This window comes from Minwuia sp. IMCC3009 (assembly GCF_029909415.1).
Taxonomy (GTDB): Bacteria; Pseudomonadota; Alphaproteobacteria; order Minwuiales; family Minwuiaceae; genus Minwuia.
This window is the reverse complement of record NZ_CP123781.1, coordinates 3,305,723-3,320,083: the sequence shown is the minus strand read 5'-3', so window position 1 is coordinate 3,320,083 and position 14,361 is coordinate 3,305,723. Positions and strand designations below refer to the sequence as shown.

The 14,361-nt window shown below is 66.2% G+C and carries 11 protein-coding genes; 9 read left to right on the top strand and 2 right to left on the bottom strand.

Annotation, left to right across the window (positions count from 1 at the left end):
- Positions 1-40 precede the first annotated feature (40 nt).
- The 7 genes from QGV55_RS15455 (at position 41) to QGV55_RS15425 (ending at position 7,519) form a co-directional block, all read left to right on the top strand.
- Positions 41-1,654, top strand: coding sequence for a GMC family oxidoreductase (locus tag QGV55_RS15455; RefSeq protein ID WP_281019756.1), 1,614 nt, complete (start codon positions 41-43; stop codon positions 1,652-1,654).
- A complete protein-coding gene (locus QGV55_RS15450) occupies positions 1,651-2,079 on the top strand; it encodes a hypothetical protein (RefSeq protein WP_281019757.1) in 429 nt (142 codons plus the stop codon). Before QGV55_RS15455 ends, QGV55_RS15450 begins: the two co-directional genes overlap by 4 nt.
- Positions 2,080-2,222: 143 nt before the next feature.
- Positions 2,223-3,074: a universal stress protein gene (locus QGV55_RS15445; protein ID WP_281019758.1), complete on the top strand. Its 852-nt coding sequence runs from the start codon at positions 2,223-2,225 to the stop codon at positions 3,072-3,074.
- A gap of 97 nt (positions 3,075-3,171) precedes the next feature.
- Positions 3,172-4,176 (top strand): membrane dipeptidase, encoded by a 1,005-nt coding sequence (locus tag QGV55_RS15440; protein WP_281019759.1) that lies wholly within the window; start codon positions 3,172-3,174, stop codon positions 4,174-4,176.
- Positions 4,173-5,876, top strand: a complete 1,704-nt coding sequence (locus QGV55_RS15435; protein ID WP_281019760.1) for a hypothetical protein — start codon at positions 4,173-4,175, stop codon at positions 5,874-5,876. The genes QGV55_RS15440 and QGV55_RS15435 overlap by 4 nt, the downstream gene beginning before the upstream one ends.
- Before the next feature lie 4 nt (positions 5,877-5,880).
- Entirely contained in the window at positions 5,881-6,492 is a 612-nt protein-coding gene (locus QGV55_RS15430; RefSeq protein WP_281019761.1) for a DUF3726 domain-containing protein, read from the top strand.
- A gap of 34 nt (positions 6,493-6,526) precedes the next feature.
- Positions 6,527-7,519, top strand: a complete 993-nt coding sequence (locus tag QGV55_RS15425) for an Ldh family oxidoreductase (RefSeq protein ID WP_348637685.1) — start codon at positions 6,527-6,529, stop codon at positions 7,517-7,519.
- On the opposite strand, the gene QGV55_RS15420 is transcribed toward QGV55_RS15425, so the two are convergent.
- A complete protein-coding gene (locus QGV55_RS15420) occupies positions 7,504-8,874 on the bottom strand; it encodes an aminotransferase class III-fold pyridoxal phosphate-dependent enzyme (RefSeq protein ID WP_281019763.1) in 1,371 nt (456 codons plus the stop codon). The genes QGV55_RS15425 and QGV55_RS15420 overlap by 16 nt on opposite strands.
- Before the next feature lie 213 nt (positions 8,875-9,087).
- Here QGV55_RS15420 and QGV55_RS15415 point away from each other — a divergent pair, with 213 nt between their 5' ends.
- Both QGV55_RS15415 and QGV55_RS15410 read left to right on the top strand, forming a co-directional pair.
- Positions 9,088-10,428, top strand: coding sequence for an MFS transporter (locus QGV55_RS15415; RefSeq protein WP_281019764.1), 1,341 nt, complete (start codon positions 9,088-9,090; stop codon positions 10,426-10,428).
- Between the two features lie 95 nt (positions 10,429-10,523).
- Positions 10,524-12,833 (top strand): UvrD-helicase domain-containing protein, encoded by a 2,310-nt coding sequence (locus QGV55_RS15410; RefSeq protein ID WP_281019765.1) that lies wholly within the window; start codon positions 10,524-10,526, stop codon positions 12,831-12,833.
- Between the two features lie 6 nt (positions 12,834-12,839).
- Here QGV55_RS15410 and QGV55_RS15405 read toward each other — a convergent pair whose 3' ends face one another.
- A complete protein-coding gene (locus tag QGV55_RS15405) occupies positions 12,840-14,090 on the bottom strand; it encodes a cytochrome P450 (protein WP_281019987.1) in 1,251 nt (416 codons plus the stop codon).
- Positions 14,091-14,361 lie beyond the last annotated feature (271 nt).

Here is a 14,361-nt window from a genome sequence, read left to right as displayed (position 1 = left end):
TAGAATCGCTGGTGTTCTGTGGATTTGCGGGGGTGGACAGATGGGTGAGATTGCCGAGGTGCTGATCATCGGGGCCGGTGCATCCGGCGCCGTAGCGGCGAAGCATCTGGCGGAAGCCGGGGTCGGGGTTGTCTGTCTGGAACAGGGCCGCGAGGTCTCATCGGACGAATTCTACGGCGACAAGCCGGAATGGGAGCTGATGTCGCAGCGGCTTTGGCATCCGAACCCCAACGTGCGGGGGCTGGCCACGGATTATCCCATCGACACCAGCGAGTCGGATGTGAACCCGCTGATGTTCGCGGGTGTTGGCGGCTCCACGCTGATCTATGCGGCCCACTGGCAACGCTTCATGCCCTCCGACTTCCGCGTGAGGAGCCTTGACGGCGTGGCTGACGACTGGCCCTTCACCTATCAGGATCTGGAACCCTTCTACGATCACATGGATGTGGAGATGGGAGTGTCCGGCCTGGCCGGGGACCCGGCCTATCCGCCAATGACACCGCCCCCGCTGCCGCCGCTGCCCATCGGCAGGATCGGGCGGCTGGCGGCGAAGGGCATGAACGAACTCGGCTGGCACTGGTGGCCCGCACCGCAGGCCATCCCGTCGCGCGCCTACCGCGGTCGCAGCCAGTGCGCCCGCCGTGGCACCTGCATGCAGGGCTGCCCGGAACAGGCCAAGGCCTCCACCGACCTGACCCACTGGCCGGATGCGATTGCCCACGGCGCACAACTGATCACCGGCGCACGGGTGCGGGAGATCACGGTGAATGCGCAGGGGCTGGCCAGCGGCGCGATCTGGATCGACCGCGACGGGGTGGAGCATCACCAGCGGGCGGAAAAGGTGATTGTCTGTGCCAATGGGGTCGGCACGCCGCGCCTGCTGCTGCTCTCCGGCGGTGACCGGTTCGCAGGCGGGCTGGCCAATTCGTCGGGGCTGGTGGGGCGCAACCTGATGATGCACCCCTATGCCGCCACCGTCGGCTATTTCGACGAGCCTCTCGACAGCTGGCTCGGCCCGGCGGGGCAGGCGATCCATTCGATGCAGTTCTACGAGACCGACAAGTCACGCGGCTTCGTCAGGGGCGCGAAGTGGAATGCCATGCCGACCGGCGGGCCGCTGGGCATGCGCTCCGCCTATGGCGGCGCACCGCTGGAGGAAGCCTGGGGCGAGAACCTGCACCGGGCGACGCAGAAGCGCTTCGGCCATTCCTTCGAATGGGGGATCATCGCCGAAGACCTGCCGGACCCGGAGAACCGTGTCGTGCTGGACGACAGCCTGACGGACACGGACGGCATCCCCAGCCCGAAGATCATCTACCGCAACTCCGACAACACGGAGAAGCTGATCGCCTTCCACCTGGACCGGCAGCGGGAGGCGATGGAGGCTGCGGGCGCCAAGAGCATCTCCACCACCACCCTGATGCGGGATTGCGGCTGGCATCTGATGGGCACCTGCCGCATGGGCAATGACCCCGAGACCTCCGTGCTGGACCAGTGGGGCACCAGCCACGATGTGCCCAACCTGCATGTGCTGGACGGCAGCACCTTCGTCACCTCGTCAGGGTTCAACCCCACCGCCACGATCTGTGCCATCGCGCTCCGCTCGGTGATGCACATGATCGAGACCCGCGCCGACCAGAGGGTTGCATCATGAATGCCCTGTCCGACACCCGGCGCGCGGCGCTGAATGCCATCGGTGATGTCCTGATCCCGGCGGCCCTGGGCATGCCCCGCTTCACGGACGCGGGCGACGTCGATGCAATGGTCGATCACGTACTGGCACTGCGGCCCGAACTGACCGGGAGCCTGAACCAGGCGCTGGACCGGGTCGGGGCAGGGGAGGCGGCTGCCGCGGCCGCGGAGCGCCTGAACCGGGAAGACCCGGACGGACTCGCCACCATCGGGCTGGTCGCTTCCTCCGCCTACTACATGATGCCGGAGGTGCGGCAGATCATGGGCTACCGCGGTCAGGAACAGCGCCCGGCGACCGTCGATGAGGAACACGACTACATGCGCGACAACCTGTTGCAGCCGGTGATCGACCGGGGGCCGATCTATCGCGACCCGGACAGCGGTTGACGGCAGGAATGGCCGGTTCGCATCCAACCGGCACCTGCAGCGGATCGTTTGCAGAAAATTCGGTCGCTTGATCCTGATCAAGGTGATTGTTGCGACATGGCGCGATGCTGAGGGTCGGAAATGATCAAACGGGAGCAAGCGCCATGTCCTATCGCAACATTCTCACGGTCGTCGATGAAGTCGGAAAACCGGACCAGACGATCGGTGCCGCCATCAAGCTGGCGGAACAGCATCAGGCTCATCTGACCGGCCTGCACGTCGCAGCCGACCCCATAATGCAGCTCTACTTCGATGGTCCCATCTCGCAGGACGTGCTGGTCTCGCTCCGGGAGCAGGCACAGCTTTCCGTGCAGCGCGCGGAGGCGACCTTCGGCAAGATCCTGGGGCAGAGCACCCTGTCCAACGACTTCCGCAGCCAGATCGCCGCCACCTCGGTGATCGACGAGGTCATTGCCATGCATGCCCGGCACGCCGATCTGGTGGTGCTGACCCAGTCCGATCCGGCAAAGGAACGCACGGCGGGCAATGCGATGCCGGAAGAGGTGATCCTGCAGGGCGGTCGCCCCGTGCTGGTGATCCCCTATGTCGGCATCGGCCATGACTTCGGCCACAACGTGCTGGTCGGCTGGGACGGCAGCCGGGAGGCGGCGCGGGCCATGAACGACGCCCTGCCGATCCTCGCCACCGCGGACAAGGTGACCGTCATGTCGGTGAACCCGAAGACGAGTACCGGTGGCACCGGTGGCACCGGTGAAGTGGCCGGCGCCGACATTGCCCTGCACCTGGCCCGGCATGACATCAAGGTCGAGGTGATGCACGAGACATCCCACGACCTCAGCCCCGACCAGGTGATCCTGTCCCGCGCCGCGGAACTGGACATCGACATGCTCGTCCTCGGCGCCTACGGCACCCCGCGCCTCCGCGAGCGCCTGTTCGGCGGCGTCACCCGCAGCCTGCTGCACGAAATGACCGTACCCACCCTGTTCTCCCACTGATCGGGGAGACGACGCTTCGCACCAGTCCGCAAACCTGTACGGCGCATCCCTGATCCATTAAGGCTGTTGGGTCAGTGAGGGCCGGGAGGTTTGCGGGATGGTGGATGCGAGGCGGGCGGATGTGCCGCTGCTGATCGACGGGTTGCAGTACAGCAACTGGTCGGAGGCGATCTTCCGGCAGATGAACGCGGTGGGCCTCGCCTGCGTGCATGTCACCATCTGCTATCACGAGGACTTCCGGGAGACGGTGGAGAATGTCATCGCCTGGAACCGCCGCTTCGAGGCCTACCCCGACCTGATCGTGCCGGGGCGCACGGCGGCGGATGTGCTGGCGGCGCGCGACAGCGGGCGGACGGCGATCATCTTCGGCTTCCAGAACCCGTCCCCGATCGAGGATGACATCGGCCTGGTCGAGGTCTGGCACCAGCTCGGCGCGCGCTTCATGCAGCTCTCCTACAACAACCAGAGCCTGCTCGCGACCGGCTGCTACGAGGCGGAGGACCCCGGCATCACCCGCATGGGCCGACAGGTCATCGCGGAGATGAACAGGGTCGGGGTGGTGGTGGACATGAGCCATTCGGCGGAGCGTTCGACGCTGGAGGCCATCGAGCATTCCAGCCGCCCCATCGCCATCACCCACGCCAATCCGTCGTTCTGGCATCCGGCCCTGCGCAACAAGTCCGACGCGGTGCTGCGCGCCCTGGGGCAGAGTGGCGGAATGCTCGGCTTTTCCCTCTATCCGCATCATCTGGCGGGCAAGTCCGACTGCACCGTGGACGGTTTCTGCACCATGGTGGCGCAGGCGGCGGAACTGATGGGCGTGGAGCACATCGGCTTCGGCAGCGACCTCTGCCAGGACCAGCCGGATTCGGTGGTGGAATGGATGCGCAACGGCACCTGGACCCGCGCGAAGGACTTCGGCGAAGGCTCCGCCAGCGACGCGGGCTTCCCGCCACAGCCGGACTGGTTCGCCGACAGTCTCGGTTTCGCGAACATCGTCGACGGGCTGCGCGCAGTCGGCTTCTCGGCCGAGGATGTGGCGCGGATCGCGGGTGGCAACTGGCTCGACTTCTTCGAACGTTCCTTCGGTCCGGCCCCATGACGGCAGCGGTGCAGACATCGCCGCCCGCCGTGCCTTTGCGCCCCGCCGATGAGGTGATGCGCCTGTCCCGCATGGGGGCCTCGTTCCCGACACGGCTGAGTTTCATGCGCAGCCTGCTGCGGCGGATGCATGGGGAGGGCTGGCGATTCGAACAGCGGCGCTTCGATCTGGATGCGCAGGGGTTCGGCACTGTCGTGCTGACCGCCCACACACCGGAGCAGGCCTATTCGCTGGTGGTCTTCTCGCACGACCTGCCGCCGGAGAAGCGCACCGACCGGGTCATCGCGGAGGCCTGGGACGCGACCTTCAGCCTGTATGACGGCATCCCCTCCGATGCCGACATTGCGCGGCTGGCGGCCAATACCCCGAAGCAGGAGGCCGGGCGCTTCACATCGCGGGAGCTGGTGCTGGGCCGCGCCAACCGCAGCCTGCGCCTGTTCAGCCATGTGACGGCGCGACTCTCGGCGGGGCAGCAGCCGGATATCGGGACACTGTCCGGCGTCGGCTATCTGATGCGCACCACCGCCGTCTACGGCAGCGGCAAGTTCGGCTGCGGCGACCGGGCGCTGATTGCCGACCGCCCCGAACTGCAGGGCGCGTTCCAGGTGGAGATGCTGGCTGTCTGGCTGTTCCGCTGGTTCACCGTGATGCTGATCGAGCATCTGGCGCGGGTGCGTGGCGGCGACAGCGCCGTTCCGCTTGCTCCGGAGGTTCGGGATTTTCTGGGTGTCGGCAATGCCACCGGGCTGGGCATGGCACCCTTTCTGGGGCGCCACCCCCAACTGGTTCATGCCTGGGTGACCGCGCGGGAGACGGCGCTGGCGCGGGTGCGGTCCCTGGCGGAGGGGGCGGATGAAACACGTGCCGCCTTCCTGCGGTTGCTGGTCCGGGCGCGGCAGCATGTGAGTGAATGGCAGGTCGATGACCCGCAGCAGATGGCGCGGATCGAAGAGCTGCACCAGGATCTGGCGCGCCTGTCGGAGGCGGCACCGGGACTGCTCGACGCGACGACGCCATGGGACCGGATCTGGCAGTTCGGTCAGGCGCGGCTGGGGGTGGAGGCGCAGGAACTGCTGCTGGCGCTGCTGCTGGAGCCGCATGGCGCGCTGGTCGATGATCTGGCGGACCGGATGCATGTGTCCGAACACCTGGCCCTCGATCCGGCGATGCGGCTTTCGGAGCTGCGCCGCCTGATCGCGGCACAACAGGGCTGGGTCGATGCGCTCGCGCTGGACGGGCCGGAGGCGGAGGCGCGTTTCTGGTACTATTCGGAGGAGAAGCTGGAGCCGCGCCTGGGTCACCGTCACGCCGAACCCGGTGGCATGCTGGAGATGCCGCTCGCCTTCGCCCGTGACATACGACGCCTTGTGGCCGATCTGGCGCAGGCTGAAGCCGTGGACGACACCATCGTTGCCGCATTCCTGCTCCGCCACCCGCAGCATCGCCATACGGTGCGCCGGGTGCAGTCCATCGCCGGTCTCGACTATGCGGAGGTGCGGGACAATCTGGTGGCGGACGGGGTCCGGCCCATTGACCTGCTGCGGTTCAAGCTGGCCTTCTTCGGGGCCTCGAAATTCGATCCCAAGTCCGATCTCTGGACCCGCATCACCCTGTTTCAGGGCGCGCCGCAGCCGGACGGTCTGGCGGATGCGGACCCGGACGGCTGGGCCTTCGCCATCCGGCCCGTGCAGGTGAACTGATCCCGTGGCCGCGCTGCATCTCTCGTTTGGCGAACTTTCCTTCTACTGCTGTCGGGCAGCCTTTGGCGCAGGGCTGCCCTGGGGACTGGCCGAGGATGCGGCGGTGACGGCCGTCTGGCTGGCGCAACAGGGCCGGGATCCGGCACCCCTGCTGGCGGTGGCGCTGGCTTCCCTGACCGGGGATGCCGCCGAAACCGCCGTGAAACAGGAACCGGCGGAGACCGCGACCGTGTTGATGGCGGACGGGGAGAGGCCACTTTCGGCGCTGGTATCCGGCCCTTCTGCCGCGGACTGGTGGCAGGTCCTGAAACAGGATCCGGCCGCCCGGCTGGTGGTGCGGAATGTAGACGTGCCGGGTTGGGTGATCGCCTGCATCGCGTCACGGACCGGCGACGGTCCGACGGGTGTTCAGGCTGACGACGGGCCGGGCGACGTGGTGATGTCTGCGGATGGCGGCGGGGCAGGATCGTCCGGTGAAACGGCACATGCGGGCCTTGTCGCCGTGGACCAGAGCGCCTGGACGATCGTGCAACGACACTTCCACCTCTCCCTGGTGCCTTCGACCGATGCGTCCCGGTCTGCGGGGGCGGGCGCGGGGCTGGTGGATACGGATTGAGACGGACAGGAAGCAGGAGCGAGCAATGGCGATGATGAACGCGACGGAGATCACGGCGCTGGCCGAGGCGGCGCTGCAACGCGCAGGCACCCGACCGGCGTCGGCGCAGTCACTGGCCCGTGCCGTGGCGGCCGCGGAGATGGACGGCATTCGCAGTCATGGCCTGATCTATGTGCCGATCTACTGCGAGCATGTTCAGTGCGGCAAGGTGAACGGCGCGGCAGTGCCGGAAGTTGATGTTTCAGGCACCACTGCCGTCAACGTGGATGCGGGCAATGGCTTCGCGCATCCGGCCATCGATGCGGGTTTCGAGGCCCTGTTGCCGCGTGCCCGGGAACACGGCGTCGCGGCACTGTCGATCCGCAATTCCTACAATTGCGGCGTGCTCGGCTATCACGTGGAACGACTGGCCGGGGCCGGTCTGGTGGGGATGGGTTTCACCAATGCTCCGGCCTCCATCGCGCCGGTGGGTGGCGCGCGGAAGGTCATCGGCACCAATCCGTTCGCGCTGGCCGCGCCGGATGGGGATGGGGGCGCGGCCTTCGTCCTCGACCAGTCGGCGAGTGTCGTCGCCAAGAGCGAGATCACCCTGCACGCGCGCGAGGGCAAGCCGATCCCGGAGGGCTGGGCCTATGACAGCGACGGCAATCCGACCACGGACGCCGACGCGGCACTGCAGGGCACGATGGCCCCGGCGGGCGGCTACAAGGGCTTCGGCACCGGGCTGATGGTGGAACTGTTCGCCGCCGTGCTGGCAGGCGCGACCCTGGGCAAGGATGCCAGCCCCTTCGCGGGCACGGCCGGTGGGCCGCCTGCGACAGGCCAGTTCTTCATCGCGCTCGACCCCGCCTCATTCTCCGGTGCCGGTTTCGCGGCACGCATGACCGACCTGGCCGCCGCGATCACCGATCAGCCCGGCGCGCGCCTGCCCGGACAGCGTCGCGCGGAGAACCGGCGGCGCAACCTGGCGGCGGGCGGTGTCGCGGTCGACGAGGCCCTGATCGCGCGGATTCAGGCGATCACCTGATCCGCCACAGCATCGAGCGCGCCGGTGAACAGGTCGAACATCCGGTCGATCTCGGCTTCGGTGATGATCAGCGGCGGCGCCAGCATGGCGGTGGGGCCGGTGACGCGGATGATCAGCCCGTGATCCTGCGCGATGGCGGCAAGCTGTTTCGCAGCCCCGGCCAGTGCGCCGGTGGCAACGGCACCATCGCCTTCTGACCTGAGCTGGATTGCCCCGGCCATGCCGATGGTGCGCACATCCGCCACCAGTGGATGGTCGGCCAGCGCCTTCACGCGGGCGGCGAACTGGGGGGCCTTGGCGCGGACACTGCCGGGCAGGTCCGTTTCCTCCACGATGTTCAGCATCTCCACCGCCACTGCCGCACCCACCGGGTGGCCGGCAAAGGTTCCGGCATGGGCGAACAGGCCCTGCATGTCGCTGTGTGCCTCCATGTCCCGGTAGATGTCGCCGTCGATGATGGTGGCGGAGATCGGGAAATAGGCCCCGCTCATGGCCTTGGCGCTGTTGAGGATATCCGGTGCGATCCCCAGGGTCTCGGCCCCGAACATCTGCCCGGTGCGTCCATAGCCCGTGATCACCTCGTCATCGATGAACAGGATGTCGTGCTGTTTCAGCACCGCCTGGACGCGCGCGAAATACCCCTCCGGGGGGATCACCAGACCGGCGGAGAAGCTCAGCGGCTCGGCCACGAAGGCACCGATGGTTTCAGGTCCGGCATCGGCGATGACCTGCTCCAGTTCCGCGATCAGCCGGTCGCAGAAGGCGGCCTCCGTTTCGCCCGGCAGGCCATTGTTGAAGAAGTCCGGCTGGCTGACCAGCAGGTGGTCCTGCATCGGCAGGGCGAAGGCGTCATGCACCGACTTCGAACCACCCAGCCCGGCGGTCGTCAGGGTGCCGCCGTGATAGCTGCCGAGGCGGCTGATCATCTTCCGGCGCTTCGGCTGGCCGCGCCAGGTATTGCGGTAGAGCATGAACTTCAGCGCGAACTCGTTCGCTTCAGACCCTGTCGCGCCGAAGGCGACATGGGCGTCGTTGACCGGCGCGATCGCTGCCAGTCGCTCCGCCAGTTCGATGACGGCGGGAACCGTGCGCTGCTGCGCCGAGACATAGAACGGCATGGCCTGCATCTGGCGATGTGCCGCCGCCACCAGCCGTTCGTTGCTGTAACCCAGCGCGGCGCAATAGAAGGATGCGCTGGCATCCAGGAATCGCCGCCCGTCCTCGTCGATGACGTAGATGCCATCGCCGCCGGTCAGCACCATGGGTCGCTGCTCACGCGTTTCACGCAGGTTGGAGAAACCGAGCATCAGCCGCTCGACCCCTGAATTCCGCAATGCGTCGTCCGTCAACGTCATGGCCTGTCTCCCCGCAGCAATCTGTCCGTTCCTGAAATCCTAGGCCGGTCGGTGATCTGCGGGAAATGAAACAGGGGCGCTGCCGGACATGGCCAAGAGAAAGGGCGTGCCGGAGCCAGAGGACCAAGCTGGCGATTCCTTCCCCCGGGGAACTGCTGTAGTCTGCCGCCCGGGTGCTGCGACCACGCTGCATCATCTCGGGAGGGGCAGCAGATGCAGGCAGGCGCACGGGGTCGTTTCGGCTGGGCGATGTATGACTGGGCGGCGCAGCCCTTCTTCACCATCATCATCACCTTCATCTTCGGCCCCTATTTCGTGAACACAGTCGTCAGCGATGGTTCCAGCGGGCAGGAACTCTGGGGCGACACCCAGACCATCGCCGGCCTGATCATGGCCTTTTCCGCCCCGATCCTCGGCTCCCTCGCTGACGCCACGGGGCCGCGCAAGCCCTGGGTCATCGGCTTCAGCCTGATGTGCATCGCGGCCTGTTTCGGTCTCTGGTTCGCGGTGCCGGACGCCAGTGACGGGCGGATCGCGCTGATCGTTGCGCTGGTGGTGATCGGCATCATCGGCGCCGAGTTCTCGGTGGTCTTCAACAATGCCATGCTGCCCAATCTGGCCATCGGCGACAGGGTCGGAAAGCTGTCCGGTTACGGCTGGGCCATGGGCTATGTCGGCGCCCTGTTTGCCCTGCCGATCATGCTGTGGCTGACGGGCCAGCTTCCCGGTATTCCGGGACCGGGCTTCGATACGGAGGGGCATGTGGCCGAAAGGCTCGCCGGGCCCTTCTCCGGTCTCTGGTACCTGGTCTTCATGCTGCCCTTCATCCTCTGGACCCCGGACCAGCCGAAGCTGGTGGCCGACCGGATGGCGGCGATCCGCAACGGGCTGCGCGAACTGCGCGAGACGGTGCTGACCATGCGCCGCAAGCGCCCCAACATGTTCCGGTTCCTGATCGCGCGGATGATCTATTACGACGGTCTGAACGCGATCTTCATCTTCGGCGGGGTCTATGTCGCCAGCCAGTTCGGCTGGGGCCTGCTGGAGCTTGGGCTGTTCGGTATCCTGACCCTGGTGTTCGGCGTGCCGGGATCCTTCCTCGGTGGCTGGCTGGACGACAGGATCGGGTCGAAGCGCACGCTCTACATCTCCGTTGGTGGCCTGTTCGTGACGGCGGCGGCGATCATTTCCATCGGTGACGGCCACGTGCTGTTCTTCATCCCCATGGGCTTCCCGGTTCCCGATGACGGCCTCTTCGCGTCGGAAGCGGAGAAGGTGATGCTGGCCATCACGGTGCTGCTGGGACTGGTCGCGGGACCGGCACAGGCGGCCAGCCGTTCCATGGTGGCGCGACTGGCGCCGGAGGGGCAGCTTGGCCAGTACTACGGCCTGTTCGCGCTGTCCGGCAAGGCAACGGCGTTCCTGGCCCCCTTCGTCATCGCCCGTGCCACGGGGATCGGCGGTGATCGGGTCGGGGTCTCCATGATCCTGATCTTCATCGGTGTCGGATTGTTTCTTCTGATCGGGGTGAAGGAACAGCGCGACCCGGACTGAGGGCCGGTGCAGCGTCAGTCTGTCAGCCAATTCGGGCTGAAATTGACACCGCAATGGATTCCGCTGGGCGCGGACATGCTCTATATGTTCTCCCCATGGATGACCCGTTTGATCTCGCCGGGGCGGAGGAACCTGCTCCGGCCCCGCAGCCGCGCAGCTTTCCCTATCTCGACAGCCTGAATCCGCCGCAGCGGCAGGCGGTGGAGACGCTGGAGGGTGCCGTTCTGGTGCTGGCCGGTGCCGGAACCGGCAAGACCCGTGTGCTGACCACGCGGCTGGTGCACCTGCTGAACACCGGTACGGCGCGGCCCTGGGAGATCCTGGCCGTGACCTTCACCAACAAGGCCGCCAGGGAGATGTCGGACCGGGTCGGGCAGTTGATCGGCAGCCGGGTGGAGGGGATGTGGCTGGGCACGTTCCACGCCATCGGTGCGCGCATCCTGCGCCGTCACGCCGAACTGCTGGGCCTGCGCAGCGACTTCACGATTCTGGACGACGACGACCAGCAGCGGTTGCTGAAACAGCTGCTGGAGGCGGAGGGGATCGACCCGAAGCGCTGGCCGCCGCGCCAGCTTGCCGGCGTCATTGACGGCTGGAAGAACAAGGGCCTGATGCCCGACAAGGTGCCGGAAGGCGACAGCGGTTTCGCCGACGGGCGCGGACGCGACCTGTACCGGATGTATCAGGAACGCCTGCAGACCCTGAACGCGGTGGATTTCGGCGACCTGCTGCTGCTCTGCATCCGCCTGTTCCAGACCGCGCCGGATGTACTGGCCGAGTTCCAGCGCCGGTTCCGCTACATCCTGGTGGACGAATATCAGGACACGAATGTGGCGCAGTATCTCTGGCTGCGCCTGCTGGCGCAGGGGGCGAAGAACATCTGCTGCGTCGGGGACGACGACCAGTCGATCTATGGCTGGCGCGGTGCGGAAGTCGGCAACATCCTGAAGTTCGAGAGTGACTTCCCCGGCGCGAAGGTGATCCGGCTGGAGCAGAACTACCGCTCCACCGCCGCCGTGCTGAAGGCGGCGAGTGCGGTGATCGCCAACAACGAGGGGCGGCTGGGCAAGACGCTCTGGACCGACATTCCCGGCGGCGAGAAGGTCACGGTCATCGGCGTCTGGGACGGGGAAGAGGAAGCCCGAACCATTGGCGACGAGATCGAGAGCCTGCACCGCAAGGGGGAACGCCTGTCGGAGATGGCGATCCTGGTACGCGCGACATTCCAGATGCGCAGTTTCGAGGATCGCTTCATCGAGATCGGGGTGCCCTATCAGGTGCTCGGCGGTGTGCGATTCTACCAGCGCCAGGAGATCAAGGACGCTACCTGTTACCTGCAGATCGTCGCCCAGCCGGACAATGACATCGCGTTCGAGCGGATCGTGAACACGCCGAAGCGCGGCCTGGGTGACGCCACCGTGCAGATGCTGCATCGCGCCGCCCGTGGCGCGCGCCAGTCCCTCTACCGTGCCGCTGAGGCGCTGGTGGAAACGGAGGAACTGAAGCCGAAGGCGCGCAATACCCTGAAACGGCTGCTGGATGATTTCGCCCGCTGGCGGCAGGTGAAGGATGATCTGGACCCGGCTGAACTGGCGGGAATGGTGCTGGACGAGAGCGGCTACACGGAAATGTGGCAGCGCGACAGGAGCCCCAACGCGCCGACGAAGCTGGAGAACCTGAAGGAAATGGTTCTGGCGATGGAGGACCACGAGACCCTTGGCGCCTATCTGGAGCACATCGCGCTGGTGCAGGCCAACGACAGTTCGGACGATACCGAGAAGGTGTCGATCATGACCCTGCATGCTGCCAAGGGGCTGGAGTTCGACACGGTCTTCCTGCCGGGGTGGGAGGAGGAAGTCTTTCCCCACCGCCGCGCGCTGGAGGAAACCGGCAATGCCGGGCTGGAGGAGGAACGCCGCCTGGCCTATGTCGGCATCACCCGCGCCCGGCAGCGCTGTTTCATCAGCCATGCCGCGAACCGGCGGGTGTTCAACGAATGGCGCTCCGGCATTCCCAGCCGATTTGTCGAGGAACTGCCGGCGGATGCCGTTGAGGTGCGGGCGGAGACCGGCCTCTATGGCGCGTCCGCCCAGCCCGGCGGTGCCCGGGGGCACCAGCAGGCACCGGGCAGCTTCGCCTACGACGCGCCCTGGCTGCAGGCGACAAAACGGCTGAAGGAGCGCGGCTACCGTGCCGGGGGCTATGCTCGTGGCAAGGTGATCGACGGCGAGGCGCGTGAGGTGCGGACGCTGGAAAGCGAGCGCAAGTTCCAGAAGGACGAGCGCGTGTTCCACCAGAAGTTCGGCTATGGCCTGGTCGCCCGCGTCGATGGCAACCACCTGCTGATCGACTTCGAGAAGGCGGGCCAGAAGAAGGTCGTCGCCGCCTTCGTCGATCCGGCCTGAGGCGCCTCAGGCGCGGCTGACGACCCTGACCGGCATTCGCCTGATGCCCCGGACATTGTTGGAATAGATCCGCTCCGGCGCGCCTGTCACATCAAGCGCCATCTCCCGGCGCAGGATCTCTTCCCAGAGAATCCGGAGCTGCAGTTCCGCCAGCCGGTCACCGACACAGCGGTGGATGCCGGCGCCGAACGACAGGTGCCGCCGCGCGTTCGGTCGCTGCAGGCTGAATGCGGAGGGGTTCGGGAACACGGTCTCGTCGAAGTTGCCGGACACGTACCACATGACGACCTTGTCGCCCCGCGCGATCTGCTTGCCGGCCAGCTCCGTGTCACGGTTCGCGGTACGCCGCATGTGGATCAGCGGGGTCTGCCAGCGAATCGTCTCCGACACCAGCTTGTCGACCAGGCCCGGGTCCTGGCGCAGCAGACGATCCTGTTCGGGAAACTGATGCAGCGCCAGGACGCTGCCGGTCATCGAGTTCCGGGTCGTGTCGTTGCCGCCGATGATCAGCAGCATGACGGTTCCCATGAATTCGGCATCGGACAAGTTCCGGGTCGCATCGGAATGGGCGAGCATGGAGATCAGATCGAACTTGGGTTCCATGGCGGCCCGTTCGTCGAACAGCACCCGGAAACGGGTCGCCATTTCCTGCAGGATGACCGCACGTTCTGCTTCGGTCCTGACCGGTGAATCCGGCGCATTGATATCGGCAAGTCCCACATCGGACCAGAAGGTCAGCTTTTCCCGCTCTTCGAAGGGGAAGTCGAACAGGATCGCCAGCATCATTGTCGTCAGAGGCACCGAGACACGATCGACCCAGTCGAAATCCGTGCCGGTGGGCAGGTCATCGAGAATCGCACCCGTGCGCTGCCGGATGCTGTCGGTCATCCTGGCCAGATTGGTCGGTGCGACAATGGGGGCCACGGTCTTGCGCTGGGCCGTGTGCTCGGGACGGTCCATGCGGATGAAGTTGCGCCGGCTGCTGATGTCACCCGAATCCTGGATCTGGATACCGCCCCATTCGGATGATGAGGAGAAGACCGCGTCGTTCAGTTCCACTTCCATGATATCGGCGTACCGGGTGACGGCCCAGTAGGGGCCGTGCATGCTGTCGCTGAAATGATGCACGGGGTCCTCATGCCGCAGGCGCGTAAAAGCGGCCTCCCATGAGTCCGACTGATAGAGGGCCGGATCGCTGACATCCGGGAACTCACCCTCGTCGGCATCAATTGACTGAATCGAAGTGTCTGCCACCATCGCTTCCTCCCATGGTCTGCAACTCCAGCCCCATTGCGGATCGTGCTGGTTGGCCAGCAGGATACTCCAGAGCCTGGCCTGAAACAGTAATTAATTGCTAGAGCAACAGAATGCAGGACCTTCTGCAACCGTAATGGCCTGCGCCGCTCTCCTGTCCAGTGGCGGTCTGCTGAACCGGTGCCAGCGGTTGGGGGCGGTCAAGTGCCGGCGTACCCGGCGCCCTTCTCCGCTCCTTGGTGATGACACTCTTGCGAGTGCTGTGGTTCAATTG